The 19,792-nt window shown below is 62.1% G+C and carries 13 protein-coding genes; 7 read left to right on the plus strand and 6 right to left on the minus strand.

The features are described from left to right. Nucleotides 1-48: 48 nt before the first annotated feature. Nucleotides 49-930 carry an N-formylglutamate amidohydrolase gene (locus FHX10_RS28020; protein WP_025570459.1) on the plus strand — a complete coding sequence of 294 codons (882 nt, stop codon included), beginning with the start codon at nt 49-51 and terminating at the stop codon, nt 928-930. Nucleotides 931-1,207: 277 nt separating this feature from the next. Further along, a complete protein-coding gene (gene hisN / locus FHX10_RS28025) occupies nt 1,208-1,981 on the plus strand; it encodes a histidinol-phosphatase (RefSeq protein ID WP_028755893.1) in 774 nt (257 codons plus the stop codon). Between the two features lie 65 nt (nt 1,982-2,046). On the opposite strand, the gene FHX10_RS28030 is transcribed toward hisN, so the two are convergent. Next, nucleotides 2,047-3,021 (minus strand): alpha/beta fold hydrolase, encoded by a 975-nt coding sequence (locus tag FHX10_RS28030; RefSeq protein ID WP_028755892.1) that lies wholly within the window; start codon nt 3,019-3,021, stop codon nt 2,047-2,049. A 420-nt stretch (nt 3,022-3,441) separates the two neighbouring features. Here FHX10_RS28030 and FHX10_RS28035 point away from each other — a divergent pair, with 420 nt between their 5' ends. Beyond that, the gene (locus FHX10_RS28035) at nt 3,442-3,912 is read left to right on the plus strand and encodes an Hsp20 family protein (protein WP_028755891.1); all 471 of its coding nucleotides are present in this window, start codon (nt 3,442-3,444) and stop codon (nt 3,910-3,912) included. 129 nt (nt 3,913-4,041) lie between these two features. On the opposite strand, the gene FHX10_RS28040 is transcribed toward FHX10_RS28035, so the two are convergent. Further along, on the minus strand, nt 4,042-5,046 hold the full coding sequence (locus tag FHX10_RS28040; RefSeq protein ID WP_028755890.1) for a bile acid:sodium symporter family protein: 1,005 nt from the start codon (nt 5,044-5,046) through the stop codon (nt 4,042-4,044). Between the two features lie 91 nt (nt 5,047-5,137). Between FHX10_RS28040 and FHX10_RS28045 the strand changes: the two genes are divergently transcribed. Then, nucleotides 5,138-5,992 (plus strand): LysR substrate-binding domain-containing protein, encoded by an 855-nt coding sequence (locus FHX10_RS28045; RefSeq protein WP_028755889.1) that lies wholly within the window; start codon nt 5,138-5,140, stop codon nt 5,990-5,992. Between the two features lie 20 nt (nt 5,993-6,012). Here the strand turns inward: FHX10_RS28045 and FHX10_RS28050 are convergent, their stop codons facing one another. Then, a complete protein-coding gene (locus FHX10_RS28050; protein ID WP_028755888.1) occupies nt 6,013-7,065 on the minus strand; it encodes a threonine aldolase family protein in 1,053 nt (350 codons plus the stop codon). Between the two features lie 539 nt (nt 7,066-7,604). Between FHX10_RS28050 and gltB the strand changes: the two genes are divergently transcribed. Then, nucleotides 7,605-12,329, plus strand: a complete 4,725-nt coding sequence (gene gltB, locus FHX10_RS28055; protein ID WP_176707375.1) for a glutamate synthase large subunit — start codon at nt 7,605-7,607, stop codon at nt 12,327-12,329. A gap of 223 nt (nt 12,330-12,552) precedes the next feature. Next, nucleotides 12,553-14,007: a glutamate synthase subunit beta gene (locus FHX10_RS28060; protein ID WP_028756675.1), complete on the plus strand. Its 1,455-nt coding sequence runs from the start codon at nt 12,553-12,555 to the stop codon at nt 14,005-14,007. Nucleotides 14,008-14,452: 445 nt separating this feature from the next. Here the strand turns inward: FHX10_RS28060 and FHX10_RS28065 are convergent, their stop codons facing one another. Continuing rightward, complete coding sequence (locus FHX10_RS28065; RefSeq protein WP_028756674.1) at nt 14,453-15,688, minus strand: SGNH family hydrolase; 1,236 nt, start codon at nt 15,686-15,688, stop codon at nt 14,453-14,455. Nucleotides 15,689-15,859: 171 nt separating this feature from the next. Beyond that, on the minus strand, nt 15,860-17,083 hold the full coding sequence (locus tag FHX10_RS28070) for a lytic murein transglycosylase (RefSeq protein ID WP_063475330.1): 1,224 nt from the start codon (nt 17,081-17,083) through the stop codon (nt 15,860-15,862). Between the two features lie 204 nt (nt 17,084-17,287). On the opposite strand from FHX10_RS28070, the gene galU reads away from it, so the two are divergent. Continuing rightward, nucleotides 17,288-18,175 carry a UTP--glucose-1-phosphate uridylyltransferase GalU gene (galU, locus tag FHX10_RS28075; protein WP_063475331.1) on the plus strand — a complete coding sequence of 296 codons (888 nt, stop codon included), beginning with the start codon at nt 17,288-17,290 and terminating at the stop codon, nt 18,173-18,175. A 60-nt stretch (nt 18,176-18,235) separates the two neighbouring features. Here galU and FHX10_RS28080 read toward each other — a convergent pair whose 3' ends face one another. Continuing rightward, nucleotides 18,236-19,780, minus strand: coding sequence for an outer membrane beta-barrel protein (locus FHX10_RS28080; RefSeq protein WP_097595161.1), 1,545 nt, complete (start codon nt 19,778-19,780; stop codon nt 18,236-18,238). Nucleotides 19,781-19,792: the final 12 nt, after the last annotated feature.

A 19,792-nucleotide genomic window follows, 5' to 3' on the forward strand; every position in this document is an offset into this window, starting at 1 on the left:
CAACATGGGCGCAGCAGCCAGTTCATGACATGGTAAAGAGGGCCGAAAGTGCCGGAAATACGCGAATACGAGCTTTTTGAGGTTCATGAGCCCGTGTCGCAGACCATTCCCTTCGTCTACAACTCCCCCCATAGCGGCCGCATTTATCCACCGGAATTTATTGCCCAGTCGCGGCTCGAGGGCATCGCCATCCGCCGTTCCGAGGATCACTATGTCGACGAGCTCTTCGGCTCTGCCGTCGCACTCGGCGCGCCGCTGCTCGCAGCCAACTTCCCCCGCGCCTATCTCGACGTCAATCGCGAGCCCTACGAGCTCGATCCGCGGATGTTCGACGGGCTGTTGCCGCCCTATGCCAATGTCAATTCGCTGCGCGTCGCCGGCGGGCTCGGCACCATTCCGCGCATCGTCGCCGAAAATATGGAAATCTATGCACGTCGTCTTCCTGTGCAGGAGGGGCTCGACCGGGTCGAAGCGGTCTATAAACCCTATCATGCGGCGCTGCGCCGGCTGATCGCGCGGACGCATGTGCAGTTCGGCTTCGGCGTGCTGATCGACTGCCACTCGATGCCCGGCAATGTGCGCGTCGCCGGCAACGTTGGGCGGCCTGATTTCATCATCGGCGATCGTTACGGCACCAGTGCTTCGGCCGAGCTTTCGCGGGCGGCCATCGCCATTCTCGAGGAAATGGGCTTTGCGGCAATCCGCAACAAACCCTATGCCGGCGGCTTCATCACCGAACATTACGGCCGGCCGTCGCGGGGCCTGCATGCACTGCAGATCGAGGTGAACCGGGCGATCTATGTCGATGAAGTGACGCTGGAGAAACGCGAGGATTTCGCCGCAGTTGCCGATGCCGTCACCGCCTTCATGCGGCAGATGGCGGATTACGTCGAGAAATTCGCCGGCGATCGGGCGCTGGCCGCCGAATAAATCTCTTTTTCGATTTCGCTGCTGTCAGGCCTAGTCCTCCCTGGTCAAAAAAAACCGCGCTTGTGAGCGCGGCTAAGTCTAGGGAGGAAACACCCAAGGAGGGTATTTACAGTCAGAAGACTGTACGGAAGAAGCTACTATTGCATTGCACAAATGTCAAGCAATATATTGCGCTGCGACATCTTTGGGCAGTTAGATTGAAATTGCCTGCTACGTTTGCATTCCCGTTGCTTTTCGCTATGAAAAGCGCCACTCCCGCCAGCCAAACGGATAAATCATGCTTCCTGACCGTTCGTTCTTCAACCGCCTGGCGGAAGCCGCCCGAGCCGAGACGCTGCCGCGATTCCGCTCCGGTCTCGATGTCACCAACAAGCTCTCCTCCGGTTTCGATCCGGTGACGGAGGGCGACCAGGCGGCCGAACTCGCCATCCGGGCGCTGATCGAGGAGAGTTTTCCCGGCCACGGCATTCTCGGCGAGGAACACGGCAATGTCGGGCTCGACCGCGAATATGTCTGGGTGATCGATCCGATCGACGGTACGCGCGCCTTCATCTCCGGCGTGCCGGTGTGGGGAACGCTGATCGGTCTGCAGAGAGAGGGCCGGGCGATCATGGGCATGATCGAACAGCCCTTTACCGGTGAGCGTTATTTCGCCGACCAGAACGGCTCGATCTATACAGGACCGGAGGGCGAACGGCGGCTGGTGACGCGCCAGTGCGACGCGCTGTCGAACGCCATCCTGTTCACAACCTCGCCGCATCTCTTTGCCGGCGAGGAGATGGAAAAATACCGCGAGATCGAGAGCCAAGTACGGCTCTTCCGCTACGGCTGCGACTGCTACGCCTATGCGCTGCTTGCCGCCGGCCATATCGATCTCGTCGTCGAAAACAGCCTGAAGCCCTATGACGTCGGCGGCATCATTCCCGTCATCGAAGGGGCGGGCGGCATCATCACCACCTGGGACGGCGGACGGCCGGAAAATGGCGGCTCGATCATCGCCGCCGGCAGCCGGGCGGTCTACGAGCAGGCGATCGCCATCCTGCAGCGCTAATCCGGATCAGCCCTGCTGATCCTTGATCAGTTTTGCTAATCGCCCGGTCAGCAACAGCGGTCGGGTCACGTGCCGAGGGCGGCGACGTCCTGGTTTTCTTCGGCGTCGCTGCCGGGAATGAAGGCGTGGAAGGCGGCAAGAGCGGCGGCGCGGTAGGTATCCCGTTCCTGGAAGATCTCGTGACGGGAGCCGTTGATTGGCACCAACTGGCCGGCGCGGAAATAACGCGAGAGCCGCTCCTGCGCCGTGTAGGGCACGACACCGTCCCGCGTCGGGGCGATGACGATGGTCGGGATGGTGATCGAGAAGAGATGGTCGGGCGAGGTGACCCGGTCCATCGTGCGAAAAGCCTCGATCAGCCAGCGGGCTGTCGGCGGCCCGAGCGTCAGTTCCGGATGGTCCTTCATCATCGCGACGTTGCGCTCGAAGCGGAGTTCGTCGGAGGTCAGCGGATTGTCGTGGAAATCCGGCTCCTTCAGTTTCGAGGTCAACGGCAGAAAGCCCAGGCCGATGGCGTTCAGCGTGCCGGCCACAGCGCGGATGACACGGGGCGAAGCCGCTTGGCCGGTCAGGCCGATGAAGGGCGCCGACAGCACCATCCGGTCGATACGGGTGGTGAGATAGGGCGCGGCCGAGAGCGCGATCAGCCCGCCTGTGGAATGGGCGAGCAGGTAGAAGGGCAGGCGGGTATCCGGCAGCACCACCTTTTCAAGGAAGATGTCGAGATCACGCTCGTAATCGGCAAAGCGGCGGATGTGGCCGTGGTTGCGGTGCTTCAGCAGCCGTGACGAACCGCCCTGGCCGCGCATGTCGAAAGTCGCCACCCAGAGGCCTTTGGCCGTCAGGTCGCGGATCGTCTCGAAATATTTCTCGATATATTCGTTGCGGCCATGAAGGATGACGACCGTGCCCCTGGCCATCTGGGCGCTCGAGCGGAAGACGGCGTAACGCAGCCGGTGGCCGTCATGGGTTTCGAAGAACCCCTCGGTGCGGTTTTCCGGGGCGGGATTGTCGGGCGTCGAATAGAGAACCTGATCCATGACCTTGCCAATGCGCCGCTGCTGACTGCTTCGCCTATCAGGGATAGCGCATGGTATCCGCCTTGGAAAGCGGTGCGCCCGCAAGGCGCGGGAAAAGGGCCGGCAGGAGCATGAGGGTGCTCGCGGCCGGCCGAAGTTGAGACTGAAGAAGAAGGGACGATGCACTTCAGCCATCGGGACCAGATTCACCCGACGCTGAAATTCCTAAGCGAATGCGCCTGAACGCGTGCCGAACCGGTCGTTCATGCGGGGTTCACTGGCCGATCAAGGCGATTCCCAAAAGGTCTTGAACTCGTCAAATCCCATCACCATCTCCTTCCTGCGGGCGCCGGAAAGGGCCCGCGCAACCGTCCCGAGGCCGCCAAAGATGGGGTTTCAGGGGCATTTCATCGCAACACGTCGCTTCCACAGGAGGACATCATGCGTCACGTAGACTTCTCTCCCCTTTATCGTTCGACCGTCGGTTTCGACCGGCTCTTCACCATGCTCGACAGCCTTGCCCAGCCGGAGCAGGCGCAGACCTATCCGCCCTATAATATCGAGCGCACCGGTGAAAACACCTATCGCATCACCATGGCGGTCGCCGGTTTCGACGAGACCGAACTTTCGATCGAAGCCCATGCCCATGTTCTGTCCGTGAAGGGCGAAAAGAACGAGGAACCTGCCGAAGGTGGCGAATTCCTCTATCGCGGCATTGCCAAGCGCGCCTTCGAGCGCCGCTTCCAGCTTGCCGACCATGTCGAGGTGACTGCCGCTTCGCTGAAGAACGGCCTGCTGCACATCGACCTTCTGCGCAATATTCCCGAGGCCATGAAGCCCCGCAAGATCGCGATTGCCGCAGAACCGGTTGAGGCTCCGAGGGCCATCGAAGCGCAGATCATCAACGGCTGATCGATCCCTTACGGGTAAAACGGACGGCGCTCCCATCGGGGCGCCGTTTTTTATTTGTCGCCCAAAGCGCGCCGCGATCCTTCAGATTCGCTCCTCGCGCTTTAGCTCCTTATTTTTGCGCGACCTGCTCTATGCCGGGCTGGCTGCCTCGTCCATTTCCTTTTCCGTTGCGCGGCGGGCCGCGGCGGCGGCGTATTTCTGGGCGATGACGGCGCAGACCATCAGCTGGATCTGGTGGAAGAGCATCAGCGGCAGCACGATCGCGCCGATCGACTGGCCGGCGAAGATGACATTTGCCATCGGCACGCCGCTGGCAAGGCTCTTCTTCGAGCCGCAGAAGGTGATGGTAATCTGGTCGGGCTTGTTGAAACCGAGCCAGCGGCTGCCGAACATCGTCAAAACAAGAACAAGTGCCAACAGCACGATGTCGGCTGCGATGACGACGGCGATATCGGCGATCGAGAAAGTGTGCCACAGGCCTTCGACCACCGCCGTGCTGAAGGCGAGATAGACGACCATCAGGATCGAGCCGCGGTCGACAGGCATCAGGATCTTCTTCTTGGCGCGGATCCAGTCGCCGATCCAGGGCTGCAGGATCTGGCCGACGATGAAGGGGGCAAGCAGCTGCAGCAGGATCTGCTCCAAGGCGTCGAAAGAGAAGCCGCCATGGCCGCCGACGGAAAACAGCAAGCCGACGAGCAGCGGTGTCAGGAACATGCCGAAGATGTTGGACGCCGAGGCCGAGCAGATGGCGGCAGGCACATTGCCGCCGGCCATCGAGGTGAAGGCGATCGACGACTGCACCGTCGATGGCAGCACGCAGAGGAAGAGAATGCCGAGATAAAGCGGCTGCGGCAGGATCGTGTCCGGGATCAGTCCGAGCGCCATCCCGAGCAGCGGGAAGATGCCGAAGGTCGTCAGCAGGATGACGAGATGCAGCCGCCAGTGCAGCAGGCCTGCTATGACGACGTCGCGCGAGAGGCGGGCGCCATGCAGGAAGAACAGCAGGGCGATGGCAAGATCGGTGGCGATGCCGAAATAATCCGCGAATGTGCCGCTCGCCGGAAACAAGGAGGCGAGGATGACGGTGCAGACGAGCAGGATGGTGAATGTATCGGGCAGAAAGCGGCGCATGGCGGTCTCGCGGCGTGATAAAAACAGTCGTTGTTCTGTCGTCCATTATGATCCAGGATGCAAGAAATAACAGTTATCGAGAATCTGGATCATGCTGGACCTTTCGCAATTGCGCAGTTTCGTCGCCGTCGAACAGATGGGCAGTTTCACCCTTGCTGCGGAGAGGCTTGGCTTGGGGCAATCGACGGTCAGCCAGCATATCCAGCGGCTGGAGACGGCCCTGGGGCGCAAGCTGCTGGCGCGCGACACGCATAAGGTGATGCTGACCGGCGATGGCGAGGCGTTGCTCTCGCATGCGCGCGCCATGCTTTCGATCGAGGGGCAGGTGCAGTCATTGTTTAAGAGCCACAGCCTGCGCGGCAGCCTGCGGCTCGGCGTGTCGGAGGACTTTGTCACCAGCCAGTTGCCGGCGGTGCTGGAAGATTTCGTTCGTTCGCATCCCTCCGTCGATCTGGAACTGACGGTGGCGCTATCAGGCGTTCTCTACGAGATGCAGGATAATGGTGAGATCGATTTGGTGCTCGCCAAGCGCCGGCTCGGCGATGCACGCGGAAAACTCGTCTATCGCGAGCCGCTCGTCTGGCTGGCGCGCGATCCCGAGCGCGTGCTCGCCTCCGGCCCTCTGCCTCTGATCGCCTTTCCGCCGCCGAGCGTCACACGGGTGATCGCCCTGGAAGCGCTCGGGCGAAACGGCGTGCCGTGGCGGATCGTCTGCACCTGCGGCAGCCTGAGTGGGTTGACGGCGGCGGCGCGGGCCGGGATGGGCGTGCTGGTGCAGCCGCGCAGCATGGCACCATCAGGCCTGAAGGAGATTGCTGCGGGAAAACTTCCGGCGCTAGAGGACGTCGAATTCGTGCTGGTGCCGCGCAAGGGAGCGGATCAGGCGCTGGTCTCAGCACTTTCCGACGATATTCTGCAAAAGGTGAGGGGACTGAAATCGGCGTGAAGCATTGCCAATCGGGGCAATCAGGCAACCAGGCACTTCAGGAAACCATCCACATCCGCTTCCGTCGTCGCGAAGCTGGTGACGAGACGGATCAGGATTTCGCTTTCGGAAACGAGCTCGGGCGTTGCCGCCGGAACCGGCCATTCGTAGAATTTCGCGCCCTTTTCCTCCGCGGTTTTCGCAGCGCTTTTGCTGATAACGGCAAAGACTTCGTTGGAGGCGGTCGGCCAGGCGAGGCGGGCGGCGTTGCTGTCTCTGATGCCGGCGCGCAGCCCGTCGGCCATGCCGTTCGAATGGCGGGCGAGATCGAGCCAGAGACCGTTTTCGAAATAGGCATCGAACTGGGCGGCGATGAAGCGCGACTTGGAAAAGAGCTGGGCGGCGCGCTTGCGGATGAAGGGCATTTCCCGGGCCTGATCCGGATTGAAGAAGACGATCGCTTCCGCACACCAGCAACCATTCTTGGTGCCGCCGAAGGAGAGCATGTCGACGCCGCGCTTCCAGGTCATTTCGGCCGGGGTGGCGCCGAGCGCGATCAGCGCATTGGCGAAGCGGGCGCCATCCATATGGAGCGGCAGATTGCGTTTTTTTGATATGGCGGCGATCTCGCCGATCTCCGGCAGCGAATAGACGGTGCCGATCTCGGTTGCCTGGGTGATCGTCACCGCGCTGGCGCGGCCATGACGGAGGGCGTCTTCGGGATAATGCGCGATCTTTGCCGAGAGCCCGGCCGGATCGATCTTGCCGGCTTCGCCGTCGACGGCAACGAGGCGGGCGGAGCCGGAGAAGAATTCCGGCGCGCCGCATTCATCCTCGATCACATGGGCTTCCGAATGGCAGAAGGTGATGCCGCCGGGGCGCTGGACGCTTGCCAGCGACAGCGAGTTGGCGGCCGTGCCGGTGGCGACGAAAAAGACCGAAACCTCGCGTTCGAAAATCTCGGAAAAGCGGGCTTCGACCTTCCTGTCGAGGTCGCCGGCGCCATAGGCGGCGGCAAAACCGGCCGATTCCGTCAGCAGACGTTCGGCAATGGATTGATGGGCGCCGGCCCAGTTATCGGAAGCAAAGAACATGGGGGAAACCGTTGGGGAAGGATAAGGTTGGCAAGTCCGCAGCGGACATTACGCCAAAGCTTCACAGGATCAAGGTTGTCGCCCGTGACACATCACAGAAATTGAACTACGCAATCAATAAACAAAATAGTGTGGCTTTGCGTAATTTTATTTCGCCATGCCGACTGATCTGGCAATCTTCAGTCGCAAATTGATGTTTTTTGACAGAGCGCTCTTGCGGAGCCGAATGCTTTCTGGCATAGAACTGATGAATTAGGACAGTGTTGCTGTCCTATTTTGGCCTTTGTGGCCGAAGAGGCGCCGAAAGCCCTGGAACAGACCGGCTTTCACGCTATAGTTCTTCCGAGCGTCAAAGCCTTGCCGGCGGCGCGCGGAGGCGAATGGCAGGCGCGGAACGCGACGGTTTGCTTTCCTTTGAAGCAGATGTCTGCGGCCGATCTTCACACTGCAACAGCGCTGTCACGCGCCGAACCTATCTTCGGGTTGCGGCGCATGACGAAAAGCCGCCCGCGGCCCCGCGGGCTTCGACAGGAGGAAAGATGATGACGAAGACGCCATCCATGGAATTTGACCGGTTTGCTGCTGCCGAGGTGCGCGCGACGGCCAATATCTCCACATCCGCCTCCGGCCTGCCGAAGAAACAGGGCCTCTACGATCCGCGCAACGAACACGATGCCTGCGGCGTCGGCTTCGTCGCGCATATGAAGGGCCAGAAGTCGCACCAGATCGTCAAGGACGGCCTGTTCATCCTCGAGAACCTGACGCATCGCGGCGCCGTCGGCGCCGATCCGCTGATGGGTGACGGCGCCGGCATCCTGGTGCAGATCCCCGACCGTTTCTTCCGCGAGGAGATGGCCGAGCAGGGCATCACCCTGCCGCCGATCGGCGAATATGGCGTCGGCCATATCTTCATGCCGCGCGATGAAAAGCAGATCGAGCACTTCAAGAAGGTGATCCAAGACGTCATCACCGAGGAAGGCCAGGTCTTCATCGGCTTTCGCGACGTGCCGGTCGACAATTCCTCGCTCTCCAAGGCGCCGGCGATTGCCGCAACCGAGCCGCATCATGTGCAGGTCTTCATCGGCGCCGGCGAGGATGCCGAAAACAACGACGAGTTCGAGCGCCGGCTGTTCACGCTGCGCAAGGTGATCTCCAACCGTATCTATGATGAGTTCGACGGCGAGGAGAGCAATTTCTATCCGGTGTCGCTGTCGTCGGCGACGGTGGTCTACAAGGGCATGTTCCTGGCCTATCAGGTCGGCGTCTATTACAAGGACCTGTCGGATCCGCGCTTCGAAAGCGCGGTCGCCCTGGTGCACCAGCGTTTCTCGACCAACACCTTCCCGTCGTGGAAGCTCGCGCATCCCTACCGCATGGTCGCCCATAACGGCGAGATCAACACGCTGCGCGGCAACGTCAACTGGATGGCGGCGCGCCAGGCGTCGGTCTCCTCGCCGCTGTTCGGTGAGGACATTTCCAAGCTCTGGCCGATTTCCTATGAGGGTCAGTCGGATACGGCCTGTTTCGACAACGCGCTCGAATTCCTGGTGCGCGGCGGTTATTCGATGGCACATGCGGTGATGATGCTGATCCCGGAAGCCTGGGCCGGCAACCAATCGATGGCGGCCGACCGCAAGGCGTTCTACGAATATCATGCCGCTCTGATGGAGCCCTGGGACGGTCCGGCTGCCGTGGCCTTCACCGATGGCAAGCAGATCGGTGCTACGCTCGACCGCAACGGCCTGCGGCCGGCGCGCTACCTCGTCACCGATGACGACCGCGTCATCATGGCGTCCGAAGCCGGCGTGCTGCCGGTTCCGGAAGAGAAGATCATCCAGAAGTGGCGCCTGCAGCCGGGCAAGATGCTGCTGATTGACATGGAGGAAGGCCGCATCATCTCCGACGACGAGGTGAAGTCGCAGCTGGCGACGGCGCATCCCTATCGCAGCTGGCTGAACCGCACCCAGCTCATCCTCGAAGATCTGAAGCCGGTGGAGCCACGGGCGCTGCGCCGCGACGTGTCGTTGCTCGATCGCCAGCAGGCCTTCGGCTACACGCTCGAGGATACTCGCATCCTGATGTCGCCGATGGCGACGACGGGCCAGGAGGCGATCGGCTCGATGGGCACGGATACGCCGATCTCGGCGATGTCGGAAAAGCCGAAGCTGCTCTACACTTATTTCAAGCAGAACTTCGCGCAGGTGACCAACCCGCCGATCGACCCGATCCGCGAGGAACTGGTCATGAGCCTGGTGTCCTTCATCGGGCCGCGGCCGAACATTCTCGACCACGAGGGCGCGGCGAACGCCAAGCGGCTTGAAGTGCGTCAGCCGATCCTGACCAACGGCGATCTCGAGAAGATCCGCTCGATCGGCCATACGGAAGATCGTTTCGACACTAAGACGCTTGATTTCACCTATGATATCGAGCGTGGCGCCGAAGGCATGCCGGAGATGCTCGACCGACTCTGCGAGCGCGCGGAAGCGGCCGTCAAGGGCGGCTACAACATCATCGTGCTCTCCGACCGCCAGATTGGCCCGGACCGGATCGCCATTCCGGCGCTGCTGGCGACGGCGGCCGTACACCATCACCTGATCCGCAAGGGGCTCCGCACCTCGGTCGGTCTCGTCGTCGAGACCGGCGAACCGCGCGAAGTGCATCATTTCTGCCTGCTCGCCGGCTACGGCGCCGAGGCAATCAACCCCTATCTCGCCTTCGACACGCTGCTCGACATGCATGCCAAGGGCGAATTCCCGAAGGAAGTGGATGCTTCCGAAATCGTCTACCGCTACATCAAGGCGGTCGGCAAAGGCATCCTCAAGGTCATGTCGAAGATGGGTATCTCGACCTATCAATCCTATTGCGGGGCGCAGATCTTCGATGCGATCGGCCTGCAGTCGGAACTCATCGACAAATATTTCTTCGGGACCGCGACGATGATCGAAGGTGTCGGCCTCGAGGCGATTGCCGCCGAAACCGTCGCCCGCCATAACTCGGCCTTCGGCAAGGATCCGCTTCTTGCGACGACGCTCGACATCGGCGGCGAATATGCCTACCGCATGCGCGGCGAAAGCCACGCCTGGACGCCGGATGCAGTCGCTGCCCTTCAGCATGCGGTGCGCGGCAATGCCGAGGATCGCTACCGCGAATTCGCCGAGATGGTGAACAATTCAGCGCTGCGCATGAACACGATCCGCGGCCTCTTCAGGATGAAGAGCGCCGAGGCGCTCGGCCGCACGCCGGTTTCGATCGACGAGGTCGAGCCGGCGGCCGATATCGTCAGGCGTTTCTCGACGGGAGCGATGTCCTTCGGCTCGATCTCCAGGGAGGCGCATACGACGTTGGCGATCGCCATGAACCGGATCGGCGGCAAGTCGAACACCGGCGAGGGCGGCGAGGAATCCGACCGCTACATGCCGCTGGCCGACGGTTCGATGAACCCGGAACGTTCGGCGATCAAGCAGATTGCCTCGGGCCGCTTCGGCGTCACCACCGAATATCTCGTCAATGCCGACGTGCTGCAGATCAAGGTGGCGCAAGGCGCCAAGCCTGGCGAAGGCGGCCAGCTGCCGGGTCACAAGGTTGACGCGACGGTTGCCAAGACCCGCCACTCGACGCCGGGTGTCGGCCTGATTTCGCCGCCGCCGCACCACGACATCTATTCCATCGAAGATCTGGCGCAGCTGATCTACGATCTAAAGAACGTCAATCCGACCTCGGATGTCTCGGTCAAGCTCGTCTCCGAAGTCGGCGTCGGCACGGTCGCCGCCGGCGTCGCCAAAGCGCGTGCCGACCATATCACGGTCGCCGGCTTCGATGGCGGCACGGGTGCATCGCCGCTGACTTCGCTCAAGCATGCCGGCAGCCCCTGGGAAATCGGCCTTGCCGAGACCCAGCAGACGTTGGTGCTGAACGGCTTGCGCTCGCGTGTCGCATTGCAGGTGGACGGCGGGTTGAAGACCGGCCGCGACGTCATCATCGGGGCGCTGCTCGGCGCTGACGAGTTCGGCTTCGCCACCGCGCCGCTGATCGCGGCTGGCTGCATCATGATGCGCAAGTGCCATCTCAACACCTGTCCGGTGGGCGTGGCAACCCAGGATCCGGTGCTGCGCAAGCGCTTCAAGGGCACGCCGGAGCACGTCATCAACTACTTCTTCTTCGTCGCCAACGAAGTGCGCGAAATTCTCGCCTCGCTCGGCTTTACCCGGCTCGACGAGATCATCGGCGCTTCGGAGCTGTTGGAGAAGGACGAGATGCTGGCGCACTGGAAGGCCAAGGGCCTCGACTTCAGCCGCATCTTCCATAAGGTCGATGCCGCCAAGGAAGAGACCTTCTGGACGAGCCGGCAGCAGCACCCGATCGACGATATTCTCGACCGCGTGCTGATCGAGCAGGCACAGCCGGCGCTGACCGCCAAGACACCCGTTGCCTTCGAGGTCGGCATCAAGAACGTCGACCGTTCGGCGGGCGCGATGCTCTCCGGCGAGGTCGCCAAGCGCTTCCGCCATCGCGGGCTGAAGGAAGACACGATCAATGTCACACTTCGCGGTACGGCGGGGCAGAGCTTCGGCGCCTTCCTGGCGCGTGGCGTCACCTTCAACCTGATCGGCGACGGCAACGACTATGTCGGCAAGGGGCTTTCGGGCGGCAAGATCATCATCCGGCCGCCGGAGAATTCACGGATCGTGGCCGAGAACTCGATCATCGTCGGCAACACCGTGCTTTACGGTGCGACCGAGGGCGAATGCTACTTCCGGGGTGTTGCGGGCGAACGTTTCGCCGTGCGCAATTCGGGTGCGATCGCCATCGTTGAGGGTGTCGGCGACCATGGCTGCGAATATATGACCGGCGGCGTCGTCGTCGTGCTTGGCGCCACGGGCCGTAACTTCGCGGCCGGCATGTCCGGCGGTGTTGCCTATGTGCTCGATGAAACCGGCGATTTCGCCAGCCGCTGCAACATGGCGATGGTCGAACTCGAGCCGGTGCCCGAGGAGGACGACATGCTGGAGAAGCTGCATCATCACGGCGGCGATCTCATGCACAAGGGACGTGTCGACGTTTCCGGCGACATGACGCGCCACGACGAGGAGCGCCTCTACCAGCTGATCTCCAACCATCTGCACTATACGGGTTCGACCCGCGCCAAGCAGATCCTCGACAGCTGGGCCGACTACCGTCCGAAGTTCCGCAAGGTCATGCCGGTCGAATACCGCCGTGCGCTCGAGGAAATGGAGCGCAGCCGGATGGGCATCGCCGCGGAATGATTTGCACTGGGACATCCGTCACCTGCTGACCGCAGGTGACGGATGACGAAAATATCTCGATGACTCCGATCATGCCGGCAGCGAAACCTGTCCAGATCGTACGGATGTCTTCCAGGGGATATGCGCCAATGACGGTCAAGAGAAGCAACTTGCCCCGGATACCGGGACTGACGATAGACAGATTGGCTGCGGTGAGGCGGTCATGAGGGTAAGGGACGAAAGCATGGGTAAGGTAACAGGGTTTCTGGAAATCGACCGGCAGGTAGCGAAGTATCAGCCGGCGTCGGATCGTATCCGTCATTTCCGCGAGTTCACGATCCCGATGTCGGACCCGGAAGTGCAGAAACAGGCCGCGCGCTGCATGGACTGTGGCATCCCCTATTGTCACGGCCCGACCGGATGCCCGGTTCACAACCAGATTCCCGATTGGAACGACCTCGTCTACAACAACAACTGGGAAGCGGCGATCCAGAACCTGCATTCGACCAACAACTTCCCTGAGTTCACCGGCCGCGTCTGCCCGGCACCCTGCGAGGAAGCCTGCACGCTGAATCTCGAGGATGCGCCTGTTGCCATCAAGACGGTCGAACAGGCGATCGCCGACAAGGCCTATGAGCTCGGCTTCATCCGGCCGCAGCCGGCGACGGTGCATACCGGCAAGAAGGTCGCCGTCATCGGCTCCGGCCCCGCCGGCATGGCGGCCGCCCAGCAGCTCGGCCGCGCCGGCCACGAGGTGCATGTCTACGAGCGCGAGACAAAGCCGGGCGGGCTGCTGCGCTACGGCATCCCCGATTTCAAGATGGAGAAGAACTTCATCGACCGCCGCGTCGAGCAGATGAAGGGCGAGGGCGTCACCTTCCATTGCGGCGTCAATGTCGGCGTCGATGTCAAGGTCGAGCAGCTACTCGCCGATCATGACGCCGTTCTTTACTGCGGCGGCTCCGAGACGCCGCGCGAGGCGGGCATTCCCGGCACCGAGCTTGCGGGCGTCCACGATGCGATGCCCTATCTCGTCCAGCAGAACCGTCGCGTCGGTCGCGAGAACATCGACAGCGTCGGCTGGCCATCGGACCCGATCCTTGCCGGCGCCAAACATATCGTCGTCGTCGGCGGCGGCGATACGGCTTCGGACTGCGTCGGCACGGCGTTCCGCCAGGGAGCCGTCAAGGTTACCCAGCTCGACATCCGGCCGCAGCCGCCGGAGAAGGAAGACAAGCTTGCCGTCTGGCCGTTCTGGGCGACGAAGATGCGCACCTCCTCCTCGCAGGCCGAAGGCGCCGTGCGGGAATTCCAGGTAGCCACCCTCGAGTTCGTCGGCGAAGACGGCGTGCTGACCGGCGTCAAGTGCTGCGAGGTCGATGAGCGCCGGCGGCCGGTTCCGGGCACGGAATTCGTCATCCGGGCCGATCTCGCCTTCATCGCCATCGGTTTCCGCGGCCCGTTCACATCAAGCGTGCTGAAGGAACTCGAAGGCAAGCTGACGCTCAACACCGACAAGCGCGGCTCGACCAACGTCGTCGCCAACGACCGCGACTACAAGACGTCGATCGACAAGTTCTGGACGGCCGGCGACGTGCGCCGCGGTCAGTCGCTGGTGGTCTGGGCGATCCGTGAAGGCCGCCAGGCGGCGCGCGCGATCGACGAGGCATTGATGGGCTCGACCGTCCTGCCGAACTGACCGCCGGCCGCTCGCACCTTCAAGAAGACAAGAACTCCGCCCTTTCGGCGGAGTTTTTTCATGGAGCGCCGCGCGTCCGCCAGGACGTGATGCGACCGCTTGCCACGGAAACCGTGCCGCAAAGCTCGGACAACGGCAAGGATATCGATGTCAGCAGCCGGATCGACTTCAGACGGACGACAGCGATGCCTTCTTCGGCCTATCGGCTCCAACCATTATTATTTGAGCTGGCCGTAGGCGGCGACCTAGACGGGAAGGGAGCGAAAGGCTGCTTCACGCACAGCGCGTTGCCGACTGATCTACGATCTAGAGCTAGCCGAATTGCAGGACGCTGTTACGCAGGAGATGTGCTTTTATGCTCGCCGAAGAGCAGCTTGTAACCGCAAGCACAATGCCGCCCGCCGCGATTGATCGCTGATCCAGCGCAGCAGAGCGGGCGGTCTCTTTATTTGACCGAGACTTCGGCCGGCGCCTTTGCGGCAGGCAGGCGGTAATCGTCAACGCGGCCGGGAGGTGCTGGCGTCATTTCGCCCTGCTCGACCAGGAGGTCGCGCGGCGACCGCGTCAAAGCCACAGGCGGCGGCCTGGCGCCGAGAAGCTCGGCGCCGCCGTCGAGATTGGGATCGGAGAGGCTGATCGGCACGGTATGTTCGACCGGATTGGCGGGGAGGCCGAGGCCGGGCAGATTGCTGGAGTCGAGGCGAATTAGGTCGGGGCTTGCCTGGGTGCCGAGAAGACGCCGGGCCGGCTTTTCCACATAGAAGGCGAGCTTTCGCCGGCCGGCTTGCGTAAGATTAATGCCGTCGGAGGTGCGCAGGCGCACCTGCTGGCCGTTCACATCCGAACCAGTGACGATGAAGGTGCCGTTTTCGTCGACGAAACCATCCCAGATGTCGACGAATTCGCCGCCGATGCTTTCAACCTGGTTGCGGTAAAGCTGATTCATCTGGACGGCATCGGCCGTCATCGAATCGGACTGGAAAGCGGGAAGGCCGACCCAGAGCAGCGGGATCTTGCGGGCGGTGACCTCCTTGCCGAAGGAAAGGACACGGCGGCGATATTCGGTAAACCAGCCATCGGTGCGGAATTTTTCCTTGGCGGTGTCGGTCACCATCTGCTGGCGGTCGTTGGCGCCGATCATGACGACGACCATCGCCGGCTTCAGCTCGTCGATCATCTTCGGCAGCTGTGCCGGCCAGTCGTAATAATCGTCACGAACCAGGCCCGAGGAGACGTTGCCGCGGGCTTCGACGACGACGCCGGGCGAGGTCTCGAAGGCGGCGGTGAGGCCGTCGCCGAGGCCGCTCGCCAGGAAATCGCCGACGATCAGGATCTTACGGGCGTCGCCGAGCTTCTGCACCGCCGGCTCCTCCTGCACGGGAGCGCGGACCGGCGGCGCGGTGCGGGTATTGACGATGGCTTTCTGCGCCGGCGGGCGCTTGCGCTGCTGGCGTCTCGGCTGCTGGACATCAGGCGCCTGCGGTGCGTCGTCGAGATAGCGCCGGCCGAGGAGGAAATCGAGGATCGACCGGCGCTGGTAGCGCTGCTCCTGGGCTTCGGCAACCTGCATCGGCGCAAGCGCGCCAACGAATAGCGAAGCCGCCGTCAAGGCGAGCATGAGCCAACGGATTGGGGTGCGATCAGTTTTCTTCGTCATGGGCAGTTCCGCATCTGCCGGCATCTTGCACGTGGGGTAGGCCAGCGTCCACTCTCGCTATCTAGGTCAAGGTTCTGGCTGTTGTAGAGCAGCATGCCGAAAAGTGTGTGTGGTTTTCGGGCGGTGTCATGCCCTACTTTCTTGATCCAAATGCGGGTTCAGCTTCCCGGCGGATTCGGCCGGGATCATCCCGATCTAGCGACGCAGCGCGTTCAGAAGCGGCAAGGAGGGCTCGCCGTCCGGCTGCATGCCGATGCGCTCCTGCACGGCTGATATCGCCGCCTTCGAACCCGAGCCGAAATTGCCGTCGACCTCGCCATTGTAATAGCCGAGTGTCTTCAGACGCGTTTGCAGCTCGAATTTCTCAGTGATATCAAGGGCGCCGTCCGGGCGCGGCCAGCGCTGCTGCATGCCGCCGTAGCCGGCGATCTGGTCGGCCAGCAGGCCGACGGCAAGCGCATAGCTGTCCGAGGCATTGTAGTTCTTGATGGTGAAGAAGTTGGCGGTCATCACGAAGCCGGGGCCACCGGCTCCGGCCGGCATCTTCAGCATGGCTTTGGTGCCGCCGTCGCGGAAGGCCTTGCCGTTCGGGCGTGTCAGGCCGAGCGCTGCCCATTGGGCCAGCGTATGGGTCTTGCCGGCCTGCTTGGCCGCGGCCGCGGGAACGACGACCTCGTAGCCCCAGGTCTTGCCGGTGTCCCAGCCGTTCTTCATCAGGAGATTGGCCGAAGTCGCCAGCGCATCCGGCACCGAGTTCCAGATATCGCGATGGCCGTTGCCGTCGGCATCGACGGCATAAAGCAGGTAGCTTGTCGGGATGAACTGGGTGTGGCCCATGGCGCCGGCCCAGGAGCCGGTCATTTCGCGAGCCGGCACGTCACCGTTCTGCAGGATCTTCAGCGCGGCGACCAGCTGCTTCTTAGCGAATTTGGCGCGGCTCGGATCGGCATAGGCCAGCGTTGCCAGCGCGCGCGGCACATAGTGCAGCCGGTCGTCCTTGTCGAGAATCGCGCCGTAATTCGATTCCATCGACCAGATGGCGAGCAGAATGGTCTTGTCGACGCCGAATCGCCGCTCGATCGCATCGAGTGTTCTTGCGTGTTTGGCGGCCATCTCGCGGCCGATCTTGACCGTGTAGGGATTGACGCGGGAATCGACATAGTCCCAGATCTTCGAGGTGAATTCCGGCTGATAGGCGGCCTTTTCGAGCACGGTCGGATCAGGCTCGCTCACCCCGGAAAAGGCCTTTTGATAAGTTGCCTTACTGATGCCACTCTGAGCGGCTGTTTGGTAAAAATCCGCGATCCATTTCTGGAACCGGGAATCAGCTCTAGCGTTGTCGGGGACCAGCCCCACCTGGGCGGCGACAATGAGGGCGAGAGCAAGACCACGAAGGGAGTTTTTGTGATTCTGGGTCATCGACAGTCGTATCCGTCATCTTCAGTTTCCGGGGACAGCGAGGCATCATGTCCGCGCCAGAACCAAGACTACAGGAACGGAGTCAACAAATTCTTTACCATAGCGAACCGCTGCGGTCACCATTGCAAAACAGTAGCAATTCTATACTAGTTAAGGCTAAAAAGCCCTATTTCCAAAGCGATATGATCGAAGCAGGAGGCCGGTGTGGCTCAACACAACAAAGTTCGTAAAGCAGTATTTCCGGTGGCCGGATTGGGGACGCGATTCCTGCCGGCGACAAAGGCTGTTCCGAAGGAAATGTTGACCGTCGTCGACAAGCCAATCATTCAGTATGTCGTCGATGAGGCGATCGAGGCCGGGATCGAACATCTGGTGTTCGTCACCGGACGCAATAAGCACGTCATCGAAGACTATTTCGACATCCATTTCGAGCTGGAACAGACGCTGCGCGAGCGCGCCAAGAAGGCGGAGATCACCCTTCTGGCCCAGCAATTGCCGAAGGCCGGCACGGTGAGCTTCACCCGACAGCAGGAGCCGCTCGGCCTCGGCCACGCCGTGTGGTGCGCCCGCGAGATCGTCGGCGACGAGCCCTTCGCATTGCTGCTGCCCGATATGATCATGAAGGGCGACAAGGGCTGCATGAAGGGCATGATCGAACTTTACGCCCAGAGCGGCGGCAATATCATCGCCGTCGAGGAATGCGCGCCCGACCAGGCGCATAAATACGGCATCGTCGGCGTCGGCGAAGCGATCGGTGACGGCTTCCGCATCACCGGCATGGTGGAAAAGCCTGCCAAGGGGACGGCACCTTCCAACTTCTTCATCAACGGCCGCTACATCCTGCAGCCGGAGATCTTCAAGATCCTCGAAACCCAGGAGCGCGGCGCCGGCAACGAGATCCAGCTCACCGACGGCATGCTGAAGCTGCTGAAGGAACAGGATTTCGCCGGTTACCACTTCCGCGGCGCGACCTACGACTGCGGCGCCAAGGACGGCTTCATCCTGGCAAACGTCGCCTTCGCTCTCGAACGCGCCGATATTCGTCCCTCCGTCGAAGGCGGCTTCAGGGAATTGCTTGCCGGCCTGAAGTAAGGGCTACGCCTGGATTATGAAGTGACAGAACGCCGCGCATCCGGGCTGGATGCGCGGCGTTTAACGTTTCAGCTTGAGGCCGACGCCGGCACGAAATTGCTGCGAGTCGGTGCCTTCCTTGCGCGTCGTCAGCTCGTAGCCGAGCGTGCTGGTCAAATCGAGATAGCGGTTGATGTTCCAGGTCAGGCCGGTCGCGGCGGTATAGACGAGCTCGTCGTTGATGGTGCTATCCGTGGGATAGTCGCGCCATATTACCCCGCCGATCATCGTCCCGACCAGATTGTCGCGCAGCTGGTGGGTGAGCGTCGTCGTCAGTGCGTGCGAGACGTAGCCGCTCTCACCGGCAGTCGTTGAGGGCTGAATGCTGGTTTGCAGGTCGAAATTGACGTCGGTTCCGCGGATCGGCGACCAGAGCAGGCTTGCATCGAGTGTCGCCGTATCGATCGAGGACAGGCGGCTGTCTTCGAAATCGGCCTGCTCGTAACCGACGCCGACTTCACCCTTCAGTTTCTCGCCGAGATCGACTTCGACGCCCACCTTGGCGCCATAGCTGTGCCCCGAGCGCTCATAGCCGGCCGAGTCGCGCGTTTCGTCATAGATCGTGCGGCCGATGTTGGCTTCGATGAAGGGGATGAGCGCGGGGGACAGCTCGTAGCCGACGCGGCCGCGCAGCGTACCCGTCGTCTGGTCGCGATCGCTGAGGGTGACGGTCGTGCCGTTCGAAAGCTTGGCATCCGAATAAATCGAGCGGGTCATGGCAAGGGCCGTCGTCCCGCGTAGAATGCCGAAATCGCGCTGGACGGAGGCGCCGGCCGAAAATTCCTGTACATCAGACTGCTGCGCGGCATTGGCGATGGCGTCGGGATCGTCCGTATCCTCGCGGTAGAAATTGTAACCGGCGGTCAGGTGCGCCGTGGTGTCGTCGGGAAGATCGAGCCTGAGGTCGCTGTTGATCTTGAAGGAGGGCTGTTCTTCGCCCTCGCCACTGATATTCCTCTGATAGGCACCTTCCGAGGTTACGGACAGTTGATGGCGGCCCCAGTCGGAGGTCAAGGTCGCTGCCGCGTCTGTTTCGAAAAAGGCGCGCCGCTGTCGGGTATTGCCGTCCTTGGTGGTCTCGGTGTTGATGCTCTGGGTGACGCTCGGGCGGAGCACGAACGTGCCGATCGGGATTCCCGGCGTTTCCTCCGTCGAGGCGCTTGTGGCAGCCCTGCGGCGCGGCAGCGTCTCGTCGAGCGGCGCTTCGCGGGTGTTCAGCCGGCGTATGTCCTCGTCGAGGATGGAGCCGGTAATGTCGTCGCCGGCCTGCGCATCCGGTATGGCTGGCCTCTGCTGGGCATCGTCGGCATTCGCGGTCGCACCATTTGCCGCAGGCGCGGCGGCACCGTCGGTCTCGTCATCGAAACCGGTGGCGGCGGCGTTGTTCGTGGTGCTTTTGTCCTGATTGGCCGCGGAGCGGCTGTTTGCCATCCCTGCCGGCTGTGCGGCGGACTGCGCAAGGGCTGCCGTCTGGGCAAGAATCAGGCCTCCGAACGCGGCAAAAGAGACGGCACGGCTCATGGCGCGGAGCGGCGTCACACTGCTCGTCTGTTTTGGCTGGCCCATGCAATTCGCGCC

It is taken from the genome of Rhizobium sp. BK591, assembly GCF_014195045.1.
Classification (GTDB): Bacteria; Pseudomonadota; Alphaproteobacteria; order Rhizobiales; family Rhizobiaceae; genus Rhizobium; species Rhizobium anhuiense.